The 18,802-nt window shown below is 45.7% G+C and carries 30 protein-coding genes; 1 reads left to right on the top strand and 29 read right to left on the bottom strand.

Translation table 11 applies throughout. The features are described 5' to 3' along the window. Positions 1-91 precede the first annotated feature (91 nt). A complete protein-coding gene (locus ACOQOA_RS00900) occupies positions 92-688 on the top strand; it encodes a LysE family translocator (protein ID WP_420546789.1) in 597 nt (198 codons plus the stop codon). A gap of 80 nt (positions 689-768) precedes the next feature. On the opposite strand, the gene rplQ is transcribed toward ACOQOA_RS00900, so the two are convergent. The 29 genes from rplQ to fusA all read right to left on the bottom strand — a co-directional run bounded on the left by rplQ (position 769) and on the right by fusA (position 18,795). Continuing rightward, positions 769-1,191 carry a 50S ribosomal protein L17 gene (gene rplQ / locus ACOQOA_RS00895; RefSeq protein WP_155155772.1) on the bottom strand — a complete coding sequence of 141 codons (423 nt, stop codon included), beginning with the start codon at positions 1,189-1,191 and terminating at the stop codon, positions 769-771. Between the two features lie 150 nt (positions 1,192-1,341). Beyond that, positions 1,342-2,376, bottom strand: a complete 1,035-nt coding sequence (locus tag ACOQOA_RS00890; protein ID WP_420547105.1) for a DNA-directed RNA polymerase subunit alpha — start codon at positions 2,374-2,376, stop codon at positions 1,342-1,344. A gap of 298 nt (positions 2,377-2,674) precedes the next feature. Next, complete coding sequence (rpsK, locus tag ACOQOA_RS00885; RefSeq protein ID WP_155155770.1) at positions 2,675-3,061, bottom strand: 30S ribosomal protein S11; 387 nt, start codon at positions 3,059-3,061, stop codon at positions 2,675-2,677. Between the two features lie 15 nt (positions 3,062-3,076). After that, positions 3,077-3,445, bottom strand: a complete 369-nt coding sequence (rpsM, locus tag ACOQOA_RS00880; protein WP_328597155.1) for a 30S ribosomal protein S13 — start codon at positions 3,443-3,445, stop codon at positions 3,077-3,079. Positions 3,446-3,696: 251 nt separating this feature from the next. Continuing rightward, positions 3,697-4,344: an adenylate kinase gene (locus ACOQOA_RS00875; protein WP_420546788.1), complete on the bottom strand. Its 648-nt coding sequence runs from the start codon at positions 4,342-4,344 to the stop codon at positions 3,697-3,699. A gap of 1 nt (position 4,345) precedes the next feature. After that, entirely contained in the window at positions 4,346-5,692 is a 1,347-nt protein-coding gene (gene secY, locus ACOQOA_RS00870) for a preprotein translocase subunit SecY (protein WP_155155767.1), read from the bottom strand. Between the two features lie 269 nt (positions 5,693-5,961). Then, positions 5,962-6,492, bottom strand: coding sequence for a 50S ribosomal protein L15 (gene rplO, locus ACOQOA_RS00865; protein ID WP_155155765.1), 531 nt, complete (start codon positions 6,490-6,492; stop codon positions 5,962-5,964). Positions 6,493-6,540: 48 nt separating this feature from the next. Further along, on the bottom strand, positions 6,541-6,726 hold the full coding sequence (gene rpmD / locus ACOQOA_RS00860) for a 50S ribosomal protein L30 (RefSeq protein ID WP_155155763.1): 186 nt from the start codon (positions 6,724-6,726) through the stop codon (positions 6,541-6,543). A 23-nt stretch (positions 6,727-6,749) separates the two neighbouring features. After that, complete coding sequence (gene rpsE, locus ACOQOA_RS00855) at positions 6,750-7,286, bottom strand: 30S ribosomal protein S5 (protein ID WP_155155761.1); 537 nt, start codon at positions 7,284-7,286, stop codon at positions 6,750-6,752. Positions 7,287-7,298: 12 nt separating this feature from the next. Further along, positions 7,299-7,661 (bottom strand): 50S ribosomal protein L18, encoded by a 363-nt coding sequence (gene rplR / locus ACOQOA_RS00850; RefSeq protein WP_155155759.1) that lies wholly within the window; start codon positions 7,659-7,661, stop codon positions 7,299-7,301. Positions 7,662-7,673: 12 nt separating this feature from the next. Next, positions 7,674-8,216 (bottom strand): 50S ribosomal protein L6, encoded by a 543-nt coding sequence (gene rplF / locus ACOQOA_RS00845; protein ID WP_155155757.1) that lies wholly within the window; start codon positions 8,214-8,216, stop codon positions 7,674-7,676. 11 nt (positions 8,217-8,227) lie between these two features. Continuing rightward, positions 8,228-8,626, bottom strand: a complete 399-nt coding sequence (gene rpsH / locus ACOQOA_RS00840) for a 30S ribosomal protein S8 (protein WP_155155755.1) — start codon at positions 8,624-8,626, stop codon at positions 8,228-8,230. Between the two features lie 12 nt (positions 8,627-8,638). Beyond that, positions 8,639-8,944, bottom strand: a complete 306-nt coding sequence (rpsN, locus tag ACOQOA_RS00835; RefSeq protein WP_155155753.1) for a 30S ribosomal protein S14 — start codon at positions 8,942-8,944, stop codon at positions 8,639-8,641. Positions 8,945-8,959: 15 nt separating this feature from the next. After that, positions 8,960-9,520 (bottom strand): 50S ribosomal protein L5, encoded by a 561-nt coding sequence (rplE, locus tag ACOQOA_RS00830; protein ID WP_155155751.1) that lies wholly within the window; start codon positions 9,518-9,520, stop codon positions 8,960-8,962. 32 nt (positions 9,521-9,552) lie between these two features. Beyond that, on the bottom strand, positions 9,553-9,873 hold the full coding sequence (gene rplX, locus ACOQOA_RS00825) for a 50S ribosomal protein L24 (RefSeq protein ID WP_218048886.1): 321 nt from the start codon (positions 9,871-9,873) through the stop codon (positions 9,553-9,555). Beyond that, positions 9,870-10,238 carry a 50S ribosomal protein L14 gene (gene rplN, locus ACOQOA_RS00820; RefSeq protein ID WP_155155747.1) on the bottom strand — a complete coding sequence of 123 codons (369 nt, stop codon included), beginning with the start codon at positions 10,236-10,238 and terminating at the stop codon, positions 9,870-9,872. Before rplN ends, rplX begins: the two co-directional genes overlap by 4 nt. A gap of 33 nt (positions 10,239-10,271) precedes the next feature. Next, a complete protein-coding gene (gene rpsQ, locus ACOQOA_RS00815; RefSeq protein ID WP_420546787.1) occupies positions 10,272-10,514 on the bottom strand; it encodes a 30S ribosomal protein S17 in 243 nt (80 codons plus the stop codon). Between the two features lie 15 nt (positions 10,515-10,529). Then, the gene (rpmC, locus tag ACOQOA_RS00810; protein ID WP_420546786.1) at positions 10,530-10,721 is read right to left on the bottom strand and encodes a 50S ribosomal protein L29; all 192 of its coding nucleotides are present in this window, start codon (positions 10,719-10,721) and stop codon (positions 10,530-10,532) included. Between the two features lie 4 nt (positions 10,722-10,725). Further along, the gene (gene rplP / locus ACOQOA_RS00805) at positions 10,726-11,139 is read right to left on the bottom strand and encodes a 50S ribosomal protein L16 (protein ID WP_420546785.1); all 414 of its coding nucleotides are present in this window, start codon (positions 11,137-11,139) and stop codon (positions 10,726-10,728) included. Between the two features lie 33 nt (positions 11,140-11,172). Continuing rightward, positions 11,173-11,850: a 30S ribosomal protein S3 gene (gene rpsC / locus ACOQOA_RS00800; protein ID WP_155155740.1), complete on the bottom strand. Its 678-nt coding sequence runs from the start codon at positions 11,848-11,850 to the stop codon at positions 11,173-11,175. After that, the gene (gene rplV / locus ACOQOA_RS00795) at positions 11,850-12,230 is read right to left on the bottom strand and encodes a 50S ribosomal protein L22 (protein ID WP_155155738.1); all 381 of its coding nucleotides are present in this window, start codon (positions 12,228-12,230) and stop codon (positions 11,850-11,852) included. Before rplV ends, rpsC begins: the two co-directional genes overlap by 1 nt. Positions 12,231-12,232: 2 nt before the next feature. Further along, on the bottom strand, positions 12,233-12,511 hold the full coding sequence (gene rpsS / locus ACOQOA_RS00790) for a 30S ribosomal protein S19 (protein ID WP_155155736.1): 279 nt from the start codon (positions 12,509-12,511) through the stop codon (positions 12,233-12,235). A gap of 11 nt (positions 12,512-12,522) precedes the next feature. Next, complete coding sequence (gene rplB / locus ACOQOA_RS00785; RefSeq protein ID WP_155155734.1) at positions 12,523-13,353, bottom strand: 50S ribosomal protein L2; 831 nt, start codon at positions 13,351-13,353, stop codon at positions 12,523-12,525. 3 nt (positions 13,354-13,356) lie between these two features. Then, a complete protein-coding gene (locus ACOQOA_RS00780; RefSeq protein ID WP_155155733.1) occupies positions 13,357-13,680 on the bottom strand; it encodes a 50S ribosomal protein L23 in 324 nt (107 codons plus the stop codon). Then, a complete protein-coding gene (gene rplD, locus ACOQOA_RS00775) occupies positions 13,677-14,297 on the bottom strand; it encodes a 50S ribosomal protein L4 (protein ID WP_420546784.1) in 621 nt (206 codons plus the stop codon). Before rplD ends, ACOQOA_RS00780 begins: the two co-directional genes overlap by 4 nt. Before the next feature lie 14 nt (positions 14,298-14,311). Continuing rightward, a complete protein-coding gene (rplC, locus tag ACOQOA_RS00770) occupies positions 14,312-15,034 on the bottom strand; it encodes a 50S ribosomal protein L3 (protein ID WP_420546783.1) in 723 nt (240 codons plus the stop codon). Between the two features lie 12 nt (positions 15,035-15,046). Further along, positions 15,047-15,355 (bottom strand): 30S ribosomal protein S10, encoded by a 309-nt coding sequence (rpsJ, locus tag ACOQOA_RS00765; RefSeq protein WP_155155727.1) that lies wholly within the window; start codon positions 15,353-15,355, stop codon positions 15,047-15,049. 142 nt (positions 15,356-15,497) lie between these two features. After that, on the bottom strand, positions 15,498-16,688 hold the full coding sequence (gene tuf, locus ACOQOA_RS00760; RefSeq protein WP_420546773.1) for an elongation factor Tu: 1,191 nt from the start codon (positions 16,686-16,688) through the stop codon (positions 15,498-15,500). Between the two features lie 31 nt (positions 16,689-16,719). Next, the gene (gene fusA, locus ACOQOA_RS00755) at positions 16,720-18,795 is read right to left on the bottom strand and encodes an elongation factor G (RefSeq protein ID WP_420546782.1); all 2,076 of its coding nucleotides are present in this window, start codon (positions 18,793-18,795) and stop codon (positions 16,720-16,722) included. Between the last annotated feature and the right edge of the window lie 7 nt (positions 18,796-18,802).

Here is an 18,802-nt window from a genome sequence, read left to right as displayed (position 1 = left end):
ATCAATTTATCGAATTCTAAAGTTTAATAAAATACTATTATCATAATTATACGATGTTGATAATCTCCTAATTCATTTTTTGGAGATTAATATGAGTGTAATTCTTGCAATGGGAGGGTTTGCAGCGGCTATGTCGGCATCCCCGGGGCCGGTGAATATACTGGCACTGACCTCTGGATTGAATCATGGCATGGGCCGCACAATCCCCTTTGTAACAGGTGCTACAATAGGTTTCACACTATTACTAGCACTAATTGGGCTTGGTTTTTCGAGTATTGTAGAGGGGCATCTTATAGCCTTGAAATTCCTAAAATACTTAGGCAGCGTATATATACTAACCATAGCCTATAAACTCATTCGGGCGTCAGGAAATATTGATATAGAAGTAAGTAGTAAACCCAGTTTTGTAAAAGGATTCGCTCTACAATGGCTGAATCCAAAGGCATGGGTGGCTTGCCTGGCAGGTATAAGTGCATTCACCACAGTCGGTGACTTTGGTTCGCTTTTACTTTTTTGTAGCATCTATTTCGTTATCTGTTTTATTGCGATATTTGGTTGGGCTGCTTTAGGACATATCTCAGAGATACTTGTAAACAATACACGACGTATGAGATTCTTTAATTGCTGTATGGGCGGCTTACTCGCATGCACAGCGATCTATCTATTTTTCAGTGATGTAAAGGTTTAGATAAAAAAATAGCCCGGCGCTATCGCAACCGGGCTATTCTTTGAAACTGTTTGACGGTTAAGTCAAAGAACTAAAAGTTCTTATGCCTCTTCGCCTTCGTCTGCCATTTCAACAACTGGACCAGAATCTTGGCCTTTTGCATCTTCATCGCGGTCTACCAACTCAATGATTGCCATTGGAGCAGCATCACCATGACGGAAGCCAGCTTTCAATACGCGAGTGTAACCACCCGGACGGTCAGCATAGCGTTCTGCCAGAACGTCGAACAATTTTGCCACCATCGCATCATCACGCAATTGAGCAAACGCCTGACGACGACGGTGCAAGCCACCTTTTTTGCCGATTGTGATGATTTTGTCCATTACACGCTTCAACTCTTTAGCTTTTGGCAAAGTTGTTTTGATTTGCTCATGCTTGATCAAAGCGTTTGCCATATTCATGAACAAAGCTTTGCGGTGTGAAGCTGTACGGTTAAGTTTGCGACCTTTCATGCCGTGACGCATTGTCTTTTCCTTTCATACTCTTTCTTTAAAGATGTGCTTTCATACTGTGAGACACATCCCAAGTTAAAAACCCCGGTCGTCTTCAAAGCAGTATTGCCTATATTGACTACTGCCGGGGCGGTGGTTGAAGGAGCCTTCAAGCAAAATTGCTTAGAATGGCTCTTCCAATTTCTTAGCCAAGTCTTCGATATTCTCAGGTGGCCATTCAGGAATGTCCATACCTAGGGACAAGCCCATACCGGTTAGAACTTCCTTAATTTCGTTCAAAGATTTACGACCGAAGTTTGGTGTACGAAGCATTTCGGATTCTGTTTTAAGAACCAAATCACCGATGTAAACGATGTTATCGTTTTTCAGGCAGTTTGCAGAACGTACAGACAATTCCAATTCGTCCACTTTGCGAAGCAAGTTGCGGTTGAATGGAAGTTCGGAAGCAGCATTGTCGTCTTCTTTAACTTCTGGTTCTTCGAAGTTGATAAAGACTTGCAATTGATCTTGCATGATACGTGCAGCCAAAGCCAACGCATCTTCTGGGCTGATGGAACCGTTTGTCTCAATTGTCAGGGACAATTTATCATAGTCTGTCACCTGACCAACACGTGTGTTATCTACTTTGTAAGACACTTTACGTACTGGAGAGAAAATGGAGTCTACCGGGATCAAGCCGATTGGTGCATCATCCGGACGGTTCTGAGCCGCAGGACGGTAACCTTTACCAAGATCAACTGTGAATTCGATGTTCAAGCTTGCGCCTTTATCCAATGTACACAAAACGTGATCTGGGTTCATAACTTCGATGTCATGACCTGTTTCGATCATACCAGCTGTTACTTCACATGGGCCTTCTACAGCCAAACGCATTTTCTTTGGACCTTCACCATGCATACGCAAAGCCAATGCTTTTACGTTCAACACGATGTCGGTCACGTCTTCACGTACACCTGGAATGGAGGAGAACTCATGCAATACGCCATCAATTTGGATCGCTGTAACAGCAGCACCTTGCAAAGAGGACAAAAGGATGCGGCGCAATGCGTTACCCAATGTCAGGCCGAAGCCACGCTCTAGAGGATCAGCAACAACAGTTGCCAAACGTGTATCGTCACGAGAAGAAGATACATTCAGGTTTGCAGGCTTAATCAAAGCTTGCCAGTTTTTCTGCGTAACAGCAGCAATTTCAGTCATGAATTCATACCTCAGTTGGTCATAATCAAATTCAAGTCTTAATCCGTTCCAGACTGCAAAAGACGCTTGAAACATCAATTACACCCAAACAATAAAGGCCGGTTTGGTTCCCATCCATTCGGAACCTCATCCGGCTTGGGGTTTACCCCTGTTTGAAAGATCAGGCTCCCGCCCTTATTCATCGATCTTTCTGGTTCAGACCCACCGCCTGAATATGATCATTTGATCTATTCAAGCGGCAGTATGTCTAAGAACAACTAGCAGTCGTTAAAACGTAAGTCTACGTAAAATATAAATATTATACGCGACGACGTTTTGGAGGACGACAACCGTTGTGTGGAACTGGTGTTACATCACGGATAGCTGTGATAACCAGACCAAGAGCTTGCAATGCACGCAATGCAGACTCACGGCCAGAACCAGGACCTTTAACGTTTACTTCAAGTGTCTTAACACCATGCTCTTGCGCTTTACGACCAGCGTCTTCAGCAGCAATCTGTGCAGCATATGGTGTAGACTTACGGCTACCTTTAAAACCCATCATACCAGCAGAAGACCAAGAGATAGCATTCCCTTGAACGTCTGTGATTGTGATCATGGTGTTGTTGAAGGTAGAATTTACATGCACGATACCGGAAGAAATATTCTTACGTTCGCGACGTTTACGTACAGGAGCTTTAGCCATTGTAATCTACCTTCCTTATTTCTTCTTGCCAGCAATCGCTTTCGCAGGACCTTTACGGGTGCGAGCGTTTGTGGATGTACGCTGACCGCGTACTGGAAGACCTTTACGATGACGTAGGCCGCGTAGGCAACCCAAGTCCATGTAACGTTTAATGTTCATTGCTGTTTCACGGCGAAGGTCACCTTCTACTGTGTAATCAGCGTCAATCGCTTCACGAATACGAATAACTTCATCGTCAGACAATTCGTTTACACGACGTTCAGCAGTGATACCAACTTTGTCACAGATTTCTTGTGAGAATTTTGGACCAATGCCGTGGATATATGTTAATGCGATCAACACCCGTTTTCCTGTTGGGAGGTTGACACCTGCAATACGAGCCACGATAGCTTCTCCTAATAAAAAATAAAACTAAGCCACAGTCCAAATCTTGGATCTATGACATCAAACATTTTAAATAGCCCTATTGTAACAAAGACCCGGTTAGATAGGCCGACTTCTTTGTGTCAGACGAGAAGAGAGGTGAGGCTCGTGGTCTGACGGGCGCGCGGATTATAGGGAATTCCTCCCTATTGTCAACGCCCCCGCAATAGCTTTTTTGTTGAGACTATTTGGGATATCTGCGTAAGTTGAACTTACGCAGATAAAATCTTTTCGATTTGTGCAGTCACTTCATCGATATCAGCCATACCGTCGACGCCTTTCAACATCTCCTTATCCTTATAATAAGGCAAGATAGGTGCTGTCTGTGCGTGATAAGCTTCTAGACGAGATTTCACTGTTTCAGCATTATCATCGGCGCGACGACTGAATTCCTGACTACCACATTTATCACATGTGCCATCAACTTCAGGTTTTTGGAATGTATCATGATATCCTTGACCACAGCTACCACATGTATAGCGGCCAACGATACGTTCTGTTAATGCCTCATCATCCACACGCATTTCAATAACAGCATCAAGTTTCATGTCTTTCACATCTAGCAATGTGTCTAATGCGATTGCTTGTGCTTCTGTACGTGGGAAACCGTCAAGAATGAAGCCATTCACAAGATCTGGTTCGTCAAGACGATCGGAAATAATTCCGATCATTGTCTCATCGTCAACCAATTGACCTGCATCCATGATTTCTTTGGCTTTCTTACCCACATCGGTACCTGCTGCTACCGCCGCACGGAGCATATCCCCTGTAGATAGTTGAACCATCTTACGATTTTCTTCCAGACGTTTGGCCTGTGTGCCTTTCCCTGCCCCCGGAGGGCCCAATAGAATTATTTTCATTTTATTTACGACGCCCCCGTAGTTTGGACTTTTTAACCAACCCTTCATATTGATGAGCTAAAAGATGACTTTGAATCTGACTAACAGTATCCATTGTCACCGTTACAACAATCAACAAACTTGTACCACCAAAGTAGAATGGCACAGCATATTGAGAAATAAGAATCTCAGGCAATACACATACCAACGTCAAATACGCAGCACCCACAACGGTTAGACGGGTCAATACCCAGTCTAAATACTCGGATGTATTCTTACCTGGGCGAATCCCCGGTACGAAACCACCATGACGCTTCAGGTTCTCAGCTGTATCTTCTGGATTAAACACAACCGCAGTATAGAAGAAACAGAAGAAAACGATCAAAGAAATATAGAGAGCCAAGAATAATGGCTGACCACGACCCAACATCGCAGAAGCTGTCTGAAGCCATTCTGGGCCTTGACCACCACTAAAGCCTGCGAGTGTCAAAGGCATTAACAATAGAGAACTTGCAAAGATTGGTGGGATCACACCCGCGGTATTAATCTTCAATGGTAAATGAGAAGATTCGCCCCCAAATACTTTGTTACCCTTTTGACGTTTTGGATATTGGATCAAGATACGACGTTGGGAACGCTCCATGAATACGATGAATGCGATCACAGCAACAGACATTACCAACAAGAACAAGATGAAGATTGTAGACAAAGCACCAGTACGGCCTAATTCCAAAGTACCTACCAACGCGGAAGGTAAATTTGCAACGATACCCGCAAAGATAATCAAGGAAATACCATTACCAACGCCACGTTGCGTAATCTGCTCACCTAACCACATCAGGAATAATGTACCGCCAACCAATGTAACAACCGTTACAACACGGAAGAACATGCCAGGATCCATTACTGCACTTGCGCCAGCAGACGTGGACATGGATTCAAGCCCAACGGCGATACCATATCCCTGAACCGCAGCAAGAATAACTGTACCAATACGGGTATATTGATTGATTTTCTTACGACCAGCTTCACCATCTTTTTTCATTTGAGCCATCTGTGGAGACACAGTGGTCATCAACTGCATGATAATAGAAGCAGAGATATAAGGCATAATGTTCAAGGCGAAGATTGTCATACGTGACAATGCACCACCGGAAAACATATCAAACATACCCAAAATACCGCCCGCATTCTGGCTAAAGATATCTTCAAGTGCAACCGGATCAATACCTGGTAATGGGATATAAGTCCCCAAGCGATATACGATCAACGCACCAAGTGTGAACCAGATTCGGTTTTTAAGTTCGCTCGCTTTACCTAAGCTTCCGAAACTGAAATTCGAAGCAAGCTGTTCAGCAGCAGATGCCATGTTAATTTCCTGTCTTTAAACGGATTAAATCGTGGGTTGTCAGTATATGACATCCCAGACCCCAAAAAATTTTATAAATGAATACCCGATGAATCCCGTTGTCACAAGTAAAAATGGCTCATTTTCAAGCCTGTCGTTCAATTATGAGTGATTCATTTGAGATTTATCGAGTCGAAGTCTGAATATGAAAAAAGCCCCGAGCGCAAAGCATCGGGGCTAATTCCAAATTTTTTCTAAAGTAAAACCCGAAAGTCTTACCTTAACGCAAATTACTTCGCGGCGCGTTTCGCAGCAGCTTCAGCTTTACGTGCTGCCTTTTTGCCTTCCTTTTTAGGTTTGGCTACAGGCAATACGATAGAGCCACCAGCTTTTTCTACAGCTGCTGTTGCAGATGCAGAAGCGCGAGCAACGTTGAATTCAACTTTAGCAGTCAATTCACCTTTACCCAGCAAGCTAATGCCGTCGCGAGATTTTTTCACGATACCAGCAGCTACGATTGCAGCTGCATCAACCGGTTTAGATGCATCGATACGTTTCGCATCGATAGCTTCTTGAACACGGCCAATATTTACGGCAACAAAGTTCTTTGTGAAGATCGCGTTTGTGAAGCCACGTTTTGGAAGACGGCGATACAATGGCATCTGTCCACCTTCAAAACCTTTAATGCTTACACCAGAACGGGACTTCTGACCTTTAACACCGCGACCACCGGTTTTACCTTTACCGGAGCCGATACCGCGACCAACGCGTGTGCGCTCTTTATGCGCGCCAGCGTTATCAGACAGTTGGTTCAGTTTCATTGGTCTAATCCTTACAGTTTACTAACACAGTCGGATGAGAGAGGTTGATTACTCAACCTCTTCCACACGTACCATGTGACGTACTTTACGAATCATACCGCGGATAGAAGGTGTATCTTCTAATTCACGAGTACGGTTCATTTTGTTCAGACCGAGACCTACGAGAGTAGCACGTTGGCTTGCCTCACGACGAATTGGACTTGCAGTCTGTGTCACTTTAATTGTTTTAGCCATTTTAGCTCTCCTTGATCAGCTTGTTAGACGTCGTCGCGACGACCAACCAGATCACTCACCTTACGACCGCGGCGTGCCGCAACCATACGAGGAGAGGAACTGTTTTTCAGACCAGCGAAAGCAGCACGGATCATGTTGTAAGGATTGGAAGAACCAATAGACTTAGCAACGATATCTTGCATCCCCAGTGCTTCAAATACCGCACGAGTTGGACCACCCGCGATGATACCTGTACCAGCTGGAGCTGCACGCATGCTTACTTTACCAGCACCGAAGCGACCGTATACGTCATGATGCAATGTACGACCTTCACGAAGTGGTACACGGATCATGTTTTTACGAGCAGCTTCAGTCGCTTTGCGGATTGCTTCAGGTACTTCTTTAGCTTTACCGGAACCGAAGCCAACACGACCACGGCCATCACCGACAACTACTAAAGCAGCAAAACCGAAACGGCGACCACCTTTAACCACCTTCGCAACGCGATTAATCGCTACTAGCTTTTCAACTAGATCGGATTCTTCACGTTGAGGGCGATCGTTCTTTTGTTCTCGAGCCATCGTTCAGTCCCCTTAGAAGTTCAGGCCGGCTTCGCGCGCGGCATCGCCTAACGCTTTCACACGACCATGATATTGGAATCCGCCACGATCAAAAACAACGGTGTCAACACCAGCTGCTTTTGCGCGTTCAGCGATCAATTTACCTACAACCGCCGCAGCATCTGCGTTGCCTGTAGCTTTTACGGAACCGCTAACATCTTTATCCAAGGTGCTTGCGGCAGCAAGTGTTGTACCAGCTTTATCGTCGATCAACTGAGCATAAACGTGGTTGGCAGAACGGTGTACGGACAAACGTACTTTGCCACCAGCTTTTTTCTTCAGTTGAAAACGTGTGCGCTGAGCACGACGCTTGAAGAGTTCTCTTGAAGTCATCATCGTTTTCAGCCCTTACTTCTTCTTGCCTTCTTTGCGCAGAATAACTTCGTCGACATATTTGATACCTTTACCTTTGTAAGGCTCAGGCTTACGCCATTTACGAATTTCTGCAGCAACTTGGCCAACACGTTGTTTAGACGCACCGGAAATCGCCAAGATAATCTTACCACGCTCACCTTCAACATCAATTTTGATGTCAGATGGAATGTCAAAATTAACTTCGTGGGAGAAACCCAACGCCATTTTCAAAGTAGAACCTTGAACAGACGCACGATAACCAACACCGTTTACATCCAATTTCTTAACGAAACCTTCGGATGAACCGATGACAGCATTGTTAATAAGAGCACGAGTTGTACCCCATGCTTGGCGAGAACGCTTTTGCATGTTGTTCGGAGTAACTTTAACTTCGTTCTCAACGATCTCAACAGTTACGTTATCTAAAACGTCTACTGTCAACTCGCCGTTTTTACCCTTTGCAGTGAAGACACCGTCTACTAAGGAGACATCAACACCAGCGGGCACGGCAACAGGATATTTACCTACACGTGACATGGTTTATCTCCTTAGAATACACGGCAGAGGATTTCGCCGCCAACATTCTGCTCACGTGCTTCGTTATCAGACAAAACACCTTTTGGAGTAGAAATAACGGAGATACCCAAACCGTTGTAGAAGCGACCAAGGTCTTTAATCTTGGAATATACACGGCGACCAGGTTTGGACACGCGAGACAATTCTTTGATTACAGGCTCACCGTCGTGGTATTTCAACTCAACGGTAAACTCTTTAATACCTTTTTTAACTTCTGCTTCACTGTAGCCGCGAATATAACCTTCACGCTTCAAAACTTCGAGTACAGATGCACGCAAAGTAGAAGCCGGAACTGCTACAGCTGATTTTTGTGCACGTTGACCGTTGCGAATACGGGTCAACATATCACCTAGAGGATCACTCATAGACATGACAATTCCTCCTTACCAGCTTGACTTCGTTACGCCTGGCAATTGACCAGCAGATGCTAGTTCACGCAAAGCGATACGAGAGATTTTGAACTTACGGTAGTAACCATGCGGACGACCTGTGATTTCACAACGGTTGTGAATACGGATCGGTGTAGAGTTCTTTGGAAGTTTGTCCAAAGCAAATACAGCTTTGATACGATCTTCCGCCGGAAGTTCTTTGTTCTTGATGATTGCTTTCAACGCAGCACGTTTGTTTGCGTATTTGGAAGCAAGTTTTTCGCGTTTTTTATTACGCGCGATATTACTTTTTCTAGCCATTAGTCTAGCCCTTCCTTACTTCACAAACGGTACGTCGAACTGAGTGAGAAGCTCTTTAGCTTCGTCATTCGAATTCGCAGTTGTACAGATTACGATATCCATGCCACGAACTTCATCGATTTTATCATAATCGATTTCTGGGAACACGATCTGTTCCTTCAAGCCCATTGCATAGTTACCACGACCGTCAAAGCTTTTGCCAGACACGCCGCGGAAGTCGCGAATACGTGGCATAGCAATATTTACCAAACGGTCTAAAAATTCATACATACGTTCCTTGCGGAGGGTTACTTTGCACCCAATCGCCATTCCATCGCGCAGTTTAAATGTCGCGATGGATTTTTTCGCTTTAGTGGAAATTGGTTTCTGACCAGAAATCAGAGTCATTTCCTCAATAGCACCGGCGAGTTTTTTACGGTCGTTAACCGCGCCGCCGACACCCATATTAATCACGATTTTGTCGAGCCGCGGCACTTCCATCGGGTTTTTATAACCGAATTTCTCAATCATTGCCTGACGAATTTTCTCGTCATACGCAGATTTGAGCCGCGGGACGTACTTCTCTGTCGTGGACATAGTAGCCGTATCCCTTGGTTGTTAATACAAAATTAAGAGTCGATCACTTCGCCTGATTTCTTAGCGAAGCGAACTTTTTTGCCGTCCTCAAGAGTTTTAAAGCCAACACGAGTAGCTTTTCCGTCTTTCGGATCGATAAGAGCGACATTACTTACAGCAATCGCTGCCTCTTTGTCAACAATGCCGCCAGCATTTGTTTGAGAAGGACGAGTGTGGCGTTTCACCATGTTCACACCAGCAACAACAACGCGGTTGTCAGATGGAAGAACTTGCAAAACTTCGCCTTGCTTGCCCTTGTCGCGACCAGCTGTGATTACAACTGTATCGCCTTTTTTAATCTTAGCAGCCATCAGATAACCTCCGGTGCCAAAGAAATGATTTTCATGAAGTTCTTAGCGCGTAGTTCACGAACCACAGGGCCAAAGATACGTGTACCGATTGGCTCACCATTTTTGTTAATCAAAACCGCAGCATTGCTGTCGAATTTGATTGTGGAGCCATCCGGACGACGGATTTCTTTAGCTGTACGAACGATTACAGCACGGTGAACATCACCCTTTTTAACACGACCGCGTGGAATAGCTTCCTTAACGGAAACTACAATAATGTCACCCACGGACGCAGTACGACGTTTGGAGCCACCCAAAACTTTGATGCATTGCACACGGCGCGCACCAGAGTTGTCAGCAACGTCGAGATTAGATTGCATTTGGATCATGATTAAAAATCCTTATCTTAATCCGTTACAAACTTACGCTTCAGCGGAGTCGCCGACAACTTCCCAGGTTTTACGCTTGGAAATCGGACGGCACTCTTGAATGCGCACTACGTCGCCTTTTTTGGAGGCGTTGTTTTCGTCGTGAGCCATAAATTTAGAAGACTTACGAACGATTTTCTTAAACACCGGGTGCTTTACGCGGCGCTCAACCAACACAACGACAGATTTGTCGCAGGCGTCGGAGACCACAGTACCCTGAAGAATACGCTTAGGCATATTTTAATCTCCCTCTTAAGACGCCTTGCGCTCACCAAGTAATGTCTTGATACGTGCGATATCACGACGAACTTGACGAACACGAGCCGTATTTTCCAACTGACCACCAGCCACTTGGAAACGTAGGTTGAATTGTTCTTTACGTAGATCGATGAGTTGAGACTTCAATTCATCGTCTGATTTTTGACGAAGTTCTGTAGCTTTCATCTCATTAACCTCCGATACGGGTTACGATTTTGCACTTGATAGGAAGCTTCGCAGCAGCCAATTCAAAAGCACGGCGGGCTGTATCACCCTCAACACCGTCCATTTCGAACATGATGCGACCTGGCTTCACTTTACAAGCCCAATAGTCTGTGGAACCTTTACCTTTACCCATACGTACCTCAGCCGGTTTGGATGATACTGGTACATCTGGGAAAATGCGAATCCACACGTTACCTTGACGCTTGATGTGACGTGTCATTGCACGACGGGCAGCTTCGATCTGGCGAGCCGTAATACGACCAGGCTCCAGAGCTTTCAAGCCAAAACCGCCGAAATTCAACGAAGATCCGCCTTTCGCATTACCGTGGATACGGCCTTTATGCGCTTTACGGAATTTTGTTCTCTTCGGGCTTAACATTTTAGTTGCCTCTCGTTATCTGGACCGGGGGCCTTAGCGGCCCGCCTTCTCCTGGTTGTAACGCTTGTCTTGGGCCATTGGATCATGTTCCAAAACTTCACCTTTGAAGATCCAAACTTTGATACCTAGGATACCATAAGTTGTTAGAGCTTCTGCGTGAGCGTAATCGATCTCAGCGCGAAGTGTGTGCAACGGCACACGGCCTTCACGGTACCACTCTGTACGTGCGATCTCAGCGCCACCCAAACGGCCAGCACAGTTGATACGAACACCGCCCGCACCCATCCGCATTGCGGATTGTACGCCACGTTTCATTGCACGACGGAATGCTACACGGCGCTCCAATTGTTGTGCTACGTTTTCAGCAACAAGACGTGCGTCTAGTTCTGGTTTACGAATTTCAACAATGTTTAGAGCAACCTCTGTACCTGTTTTAGCTTGCAACTCTTTGCGTAGCTTTTCGATATCGGCACCTTTTTTACCAATGATCACGCCCGGACGAGCTGTGTAAATGGTAACGCGAGCTTTGCCCGCAGGGCGTTCGATAACGATTTTGGAGATACCAGCTTGTTTCAGGCGGCCTTCCAGATAGTTACGAAGTTCCAAATCTTTATGCAAAAGATCTGCATAATTGCGATCTGCATACCAACGAGAGTCCCATGTACGGTTAATACCGACGCGTAGACCGATAGGATTAACTTTTTGACCCATTATTCAGTCTCCTCACGTTCGCGCAGAACAATTGTCAAGTTAGAGAACGGCTTCTGAATCTTACCAACACGACCACGAGCACGAGCGCGGAAACGCTTCATAACCATAGCCTTACCTACGTAAGCTTCTTTCACATACAACGCATCAACATCTAGTTGATGGTTGTTCTCAGCGTTGGCAATCGCGGATTGCAATGCTTTCTTCACGTCACCAGCGATGCGACGTTTAGAGAAAGTCAAATCAGCAAGCGCTTTTTCAACATTTTTGCCGCGAATAGATGCAGCAACTAAGTTTAGCTTCTGAGGGCTAACACGAATGTTGCGAACAACTGCTTGCGCTTCGTTGTCAGCTAACACTCTTTCACGAGCAGCTTTACCCATGATTATTTCCTCTTCGCTTTCTTATCCGCAGCGTGACCGTAATATGTACGGGTCGGTGCGAATTCGCCAAATTTATGACCAATCATATGCTCAGTTACGAGAACTGGCACAAATTTGCGTCCGTTGTGAACTCCGAAAGTTAGGCCAACAAACTGTGGCAAAATCGTAGAACGACGGGACCATGTTTTAATGATCTCTTTACGTCCAGATTCGCGAGTTGTTTCAGCCTTCTTCAGAAGGTAATGATCAACAAACGGACCCTTCCAAACAGAACGAGCCATGATCGTACCCCTTACTTCTTAGCGTGACGACGACGGATGATATATTTATCAGTCGCCTTGTTGGAGCGTGTGCGTTTACCTTTGGTCGGTTTACCCCATGGTGTCACAGGATGACGACCACCGGATGTACGACCCTCACCACCACCATGTGGGTGATCAACAGGGTTCATTGCAACACCGCGTACTTCAGAACGTTTGCCTAACCAGCGAACGCGACCAGCTTTACCCAGCTTGATGTTTTGCTGATCTGGGTTAGATACTGCACCTACGGTAGCAATACATTCGCCACGTACAACACGTAACTCACCAGACATCAATTTCAACTGAGCATAACCTTGGTCACGACCAACCAATTGTGCATATGTTCCTGCGGAACGCGCGATCTGACCGCCCTTACCTGGTTTCATTTCCACGTTGTGGATAATGGTACCGATTGGCATATTGGACAATGGCATCGCGTTACCTGGCTTAACGTCAACTTTGTTACCAGCGATTACAGAATCGCCAGCTTTCAAGCGTTGTGGAGCCAAGATATAAGCTAGTTCACCATCTTCATATTTCAACAAAGCGATGAAAGCTGTACGGTTTGGATCGTATTCAATACGTTCAACTGTAGCAGCAACGTCGAATTTGTTGCGTTTGAAGTCGATGATGCGATATTTGCGCTTGTGACCACCACCAATACGACGCGCAGTAATGCGGCCTGTATTGTTACGTCCACCTTTTTTGGTAAGACCTTCGGTCAAAGCTTTAACCGGACCGCCTTTGTATAGGTCAGACTTGTCCACCAATACAAGGTTACGGGTACCCGGAGTGTTAGGCTTAAATTGCTTCAACGCCATGACTTACACTCCTGCTGTCGCGTCGATAGTTTGACCTGCTTCCAGGGTAACTACCGCTTTTTTGAAGCCGTTACGTTGGCCGATATGACCGCGGAAACGTTTAACTTTACCTTGTTGGTTCAAGGTATTTACAGACTTCACTTTAACATCAAACAAGCTCTCAACAGCTGCTTTGATCTCAGGCTTAGTTGCATCAGTTGCAACTTTGAAAGTTACCTGGTTGTTCTCAGAACCCATTGTAGCTTTCTCTGTGATCACAGGTGCCAAGATAACTTGATACTTGCGCTCTTCGGAAAGAGGCTTCTTGTTCAAGAATTTCCAACTCATGACAAACGTGCCTCCAAACCTTCTACAGCCGATTTAGTTAACACCAAAGTGTCACGGCGTAGGATGTCATATACATTTGCGCCTGCCAAAGACAGGACATCAATATGTGGAACGTTGCGCGCAGCAAGTGCGAAGTTGCCATCGACGTCTGCACCAGTTACGAAAAGAGCATTATCAACACCGATTTTAGCTAGAGTAGCTTTCATTTCGGATGTTTTAGGACTTTTCGCTACAGCGTCGTCAAGAACGATCAATTTGCCATCAGCTACTTTGGAAGACAAAGCAGTTTTCAATGCCAATTGACGAACTTTCTTGGGCAACTTGTGACTATGATCGCGTACCACTGGACCGAATGCACGACCACCACCACGGAACTGAGAAACTTTCGCAGTACTGTGACGAGCACGACCTGTGCCCTTCTGGTTGAACATTTTCGCTCCTGTGGCGTTCACATCGCTCCGGTTTTTGACCGCATGTGTACCGGCACGACGTTTAGCCAACTGATAGTTAACCATACGTGCTAGGATGTCCTTACGAACTTCCACACCAAATACACCTTCAGCGAGTTCAATATCGCCAGCGGCCTTGTTTTCAAGCGTAATAACCTTCGCTTTCATTGTTACAGGCCCTCTTATTCGTTACCGTCAGAAGCTTCAGCAGCTGGGGCAGCTTCCGCAGCAGCAGCACGTAGGCCAGCTGGCATTGGAGCACCTTCAGGCGCAGACTTCTTAACAGCATCTTTAACCAGTACCCAACCGTTCTTGTGACCTGGTACCGCACCTTTAACCAACACCAAGCCACGCTCAGCATCTGTAGATACGATTTCCAAGTTTTGAACAGTCACGCGACGAGCACCCATGTGACCCGCCATTTTCTTACCTTTGAACACACGACCTGGGTCCTGGCATTGACCTGTGGAGCCATGTGAACGGTGAGATACGGATACGCCGTGAGACGCACGCAAACCACCAAAGTTGTGACGTTTCATCGCACCGGCAAAACCTTTACCAACGGATGTGCCCGCCACGTCAACGAATTGACCAGCTACGAAATGATCCGCAACAATCTCATCACCAACATTAAGCAAGTTTTCTGCTGCAACACGAAACTCAACCAATTTCTTTTTTGGTTCAACCTGAGCTTTCGCGAAATGACCGCGCATAGCTTGAGTTGTATGTTTCACTTTACGAGTTCCAGCACCCAATTGAACAGCATTATAGCCGTGCAATTCGCTGGAGCGAGTCGCTACGACTTGGCAGTTGTCCAATTTCAAAACTGTAACAGGAAGGTTTACACCTTCATCTGTCCAAACGCGGGTCATGCCCACTTTCTGTGCAAGTACACCACTACGCATAATGAGTACTCCTTACAGTTTGATTTCTACATCAACACCAGCAGCAAGGTCGAGCTTCATAAGCGCGTCAACTGTTTGCGGTGTTGGATCAACGATGTCTAACACACGCTTGTGTGTACGCATCTCAAATTGCTCACGGCTCTTTTTGTTCACGTGTGGACCACGAAGAACTGTGAACTTCTCAATTTTGGTAGGAAGCGGGATTGGTCCGCGTACTTCCGCACCTGTACGTTTTGCAGTATTTACGATTTCCTGTGTGGAGGAATCCAACACACGGTGATCGAAAGCCTTCAAACGAATTCGAATATTCTGGTTATCCATAACCAAAAACCTCCAGTTCCTAGAAACGCCTAATCGCCGGATGCGATCGCTATTTCCGGTTAACTAATAAAAACGTATTCGAAAAACACGTCAGCCCGGCGGAGCTTATAAAGCTTCACCGGGCATAACGCAACTACTTTTTTTACTCAGTTACTGCAGCAACTACGCCGGCACCAACTGTGCGTCCACCTTCGCGGATCGCGAAGCGAAGACCGTCGTTCATCGCGATAGGTGCGATCAACTCAACATCCATTGTGATGTTATCACCTGGCATTACCATCTCTGTACCTTCTGGCAATACTACAGAACCTGTTACGTCTGTTGTACGGAAGTAGAATTGTGGACGGTAGTTAGAGAAGAATGGTGTATGACGACCACCTTCATCTTTTGTCAGAATGTAGCACTCACATTTGAACTTTGTATGTGGCTTGATAGAACCTGGAGCACATAGTACTTGACCACGCTCAACGTCTTCACGACCAACACCACGCAACAATGCACCAATGTTGTCACCAGCTTCACCGCTATCAAGCAGCTTGCGGAACATTTCAACACCTGTACATGTTGTTTTTGTTGTTTCTTTAAGACCTACGATTTCGATCTCTTCACCAACTTTAACAACACCAGATTCTACACGACCTGTTACTACTGTACCACGGCCAGAGATAGAGAATACGTCCTCAATCGGCATCAAGAATGGCAAGTCAATAGCACGTTCTGGCTGTGGAATATATTCGTCAACAGCAGCCATCAGCTCAAGAATTTTCTCTTTACCGATGTTGTCGTCGCGGCCTTCCAATGCTGCCAAAGCAGAACCAGCGATGATTGGTAGATCGTCACCTGGGAAGTCATAAGAAGACAACAATTCACGAACTTCCATCTCAACCAATTCCAACAACTCTTCGTCGTCAACTTGGTCAACTTTGTTCAAGAATACTACAAGTGCAGGTACACCAACCTGACGTGCCAACAAGATGTGCTCACGTGTTTGTGGCATTGGACCGTCAGCTGCGTTCACAACCAAGATCGCACCATCCATTTGAGCCGCACCAGTGATCATGTTTTTAACATAGTCAGCGTGACCTGGGCAGTCTACGTGTGCGTAGTGACGTGTTTCAGTCTCATACTCAACGTGTGCTGTGTTAATTGTAATACCGCGCTCACGCTCTTCAGGCGCTTTGTCGATGTCACCGAAGTCAGTTGCGTCTGCACCGTTTACTTCAGCCAATACTTTGGAAATCGCCGCAGTAAGAGTTGTCTTACCGTGGTCAACGTGACCAACTGTACCAATGTTACAGTGTGGTTTATTACGTTCAAACTTTTCTTTAGCCATTGCTAAAACTCCTAGTTTATTCTTTTAAACCTTAAGCGTATTTAGCGCGAACTTCGTCCGCTACCGCTTGAGGAACTTGTTGGTAATGATCGAATTGCATTGTGAATTGTGCGCGACCTTGAGATTGGGAACGCAAGCTGTTCACATAACCGAACATGTTTGCCAAAGGCACCATCGCATTTACAACACGTGCAGGGCCGCGTTGGTCCATGGAGGAAACTTGACCACGACGGGAGTTCAAGTCACCAATGATGTCACCCATGTATTCTTCAGGTGTAACAACTTCAACAGCCATGATTGGCTCTAGAAGTTTCGCACCTGCCTCGTTCATAGCTTCACGGAATGCAGCACGTGCTGCGATTTCGAAGGCCATTACGGAGGAGTCAACGTCATGGTATGCACCGTCCACCAACTTCACGGAGAAGTCGATCACAGGGAAACCTGCAAGAATACCATTGTCCATTTGGGACTCTAGGCCTTTTTCAACGCCTGGAATGTATTCTTTAGGAACGGAACCACCAACGATTTCAGATGTGAAGCCATAACCTTCACCTGGCTCATTCGGAGTAAACTCAAGAATGATACGCGCATACTGACCAGAACCACCAGATTGTTTCTTGTGGGTATAGTCAACACGTGCAGGCTTGGAGATTGTTTCACGGTAAGCCACTTGAGGCTGACCAATGTTAGCTTCTACTTTAAATTCACGCTTTAGACGGTCAACAAGGATGTCCAAGTGCAACTCGCCCATACCAGCCAAAATTGTTTGACCAGATTCATCGTCAGATTTAACGCGGAAAGATGGATCCTCAGCAGCCAAACGAGCAAGGCCTTGGCCCATTTTCTCTTGGTCAGCTTTGGACTTTGGTTCAACAGCAATCTCAATCACTGGATCTGGGAATTCCATACGCTCCAAGATGATTGGCTTGTCAGATACACAAAGTGTGTCACCTGTTGTTGTATTTTTCAAACCAGCAATCGCAACGATATCACCAGCATGTGCTTCTTTGATGTCTTCACGAGAGTTAGAATGCATCAACAACATACGGCCAATACGCTCTTTGTTGTCTTTCACAGAGTTCTTTACGAAAGAACCTGCAGACAAAGTACCAGAGTAAATACGGCAGAATGTCAAAGAGCCCACAAATGGGTCGTTCATGATTTTAAATGCCAAAGCAGAGAATGGCTCATCATCAGAAGCTTTACGTGTATCAGCAGCTTCTGTATCAGGATGAACACCTTCAACGTCTTTAAGATCTAATGGAGACGGCATGTAATCAACAACAGCATCCAACAATGGTTGAACACCTTTGTTTTTAAATGCAGTACCGTTCAATACAGGAACGAAAGAACCGTTCAATGTACCTTTACGGATACAAGCTTTCAAAGTTTCTTCAGACGGCTCTGTACCTTCCAAATAAGCTTCCATTGCTTCATCATCTTGCTCAACAGCTGTTTCCAACAATGTTTCGCGGTATTCAGCAGCTTTGTCAGCTAACTCAGCTGGAATGTCGATGTATTCGTAAGAAGCACCTAGCTCATCACCAACCCAACGGATCCATTTCATTTTCAACAAATCGATCACGCCATCATATTCAGCTTCGGAACCTACTGGTAGGTTCAATACCAATGGGGTCGCACCTAAACGGTCAACCATCATATCTACACAACGGTAGAAGTCAGCACCGGTACGGTCCATTTTGTTTACGAAGCACATGCGTGGCACGTCGTATTTGTCAGCTTGACGCCATACTGTTTCAGATTGTGGTTCAACACCAGCAACGGAGTCGAATACAGCAACAGCACCATCAAGTACACGCAACGCACGCTCTACTTCAATTGTGAAGTCAACGTGACCTGGTGTGTCAATGATGTTAATGCGGTGATTGTTCCAGAAACAAGTTGTCGCAGCAGAGGTAATTGTAATACCACGCTCCTGCTCTTGCTCCATCCAGTCCATAGTCGCACCACCGTCGTGAACCTCACCAATTTTGTGAGACTTACCTGTGTAGTACAGAATACGTTCTGTTGTAGTGGTCTTACCCGCATCAATATGCGCCATAATACCAATGTTACGATATAGATCGAGTGTATGTGTACGAGCCATAACTCTA

Origin of the sequence: Curvivirga sp., assembly GCF_965219885.1 — a bacterium.
Classification (GTDB): domain Bacteria; phylum Pseudomonadota; class Alphaproteobacteria; order UBA8366; family Aestuariispiraceae; genus Curvivirga.
This window is presented reverse-complemented; position numbering and strand designations above follow the sequence as displayed.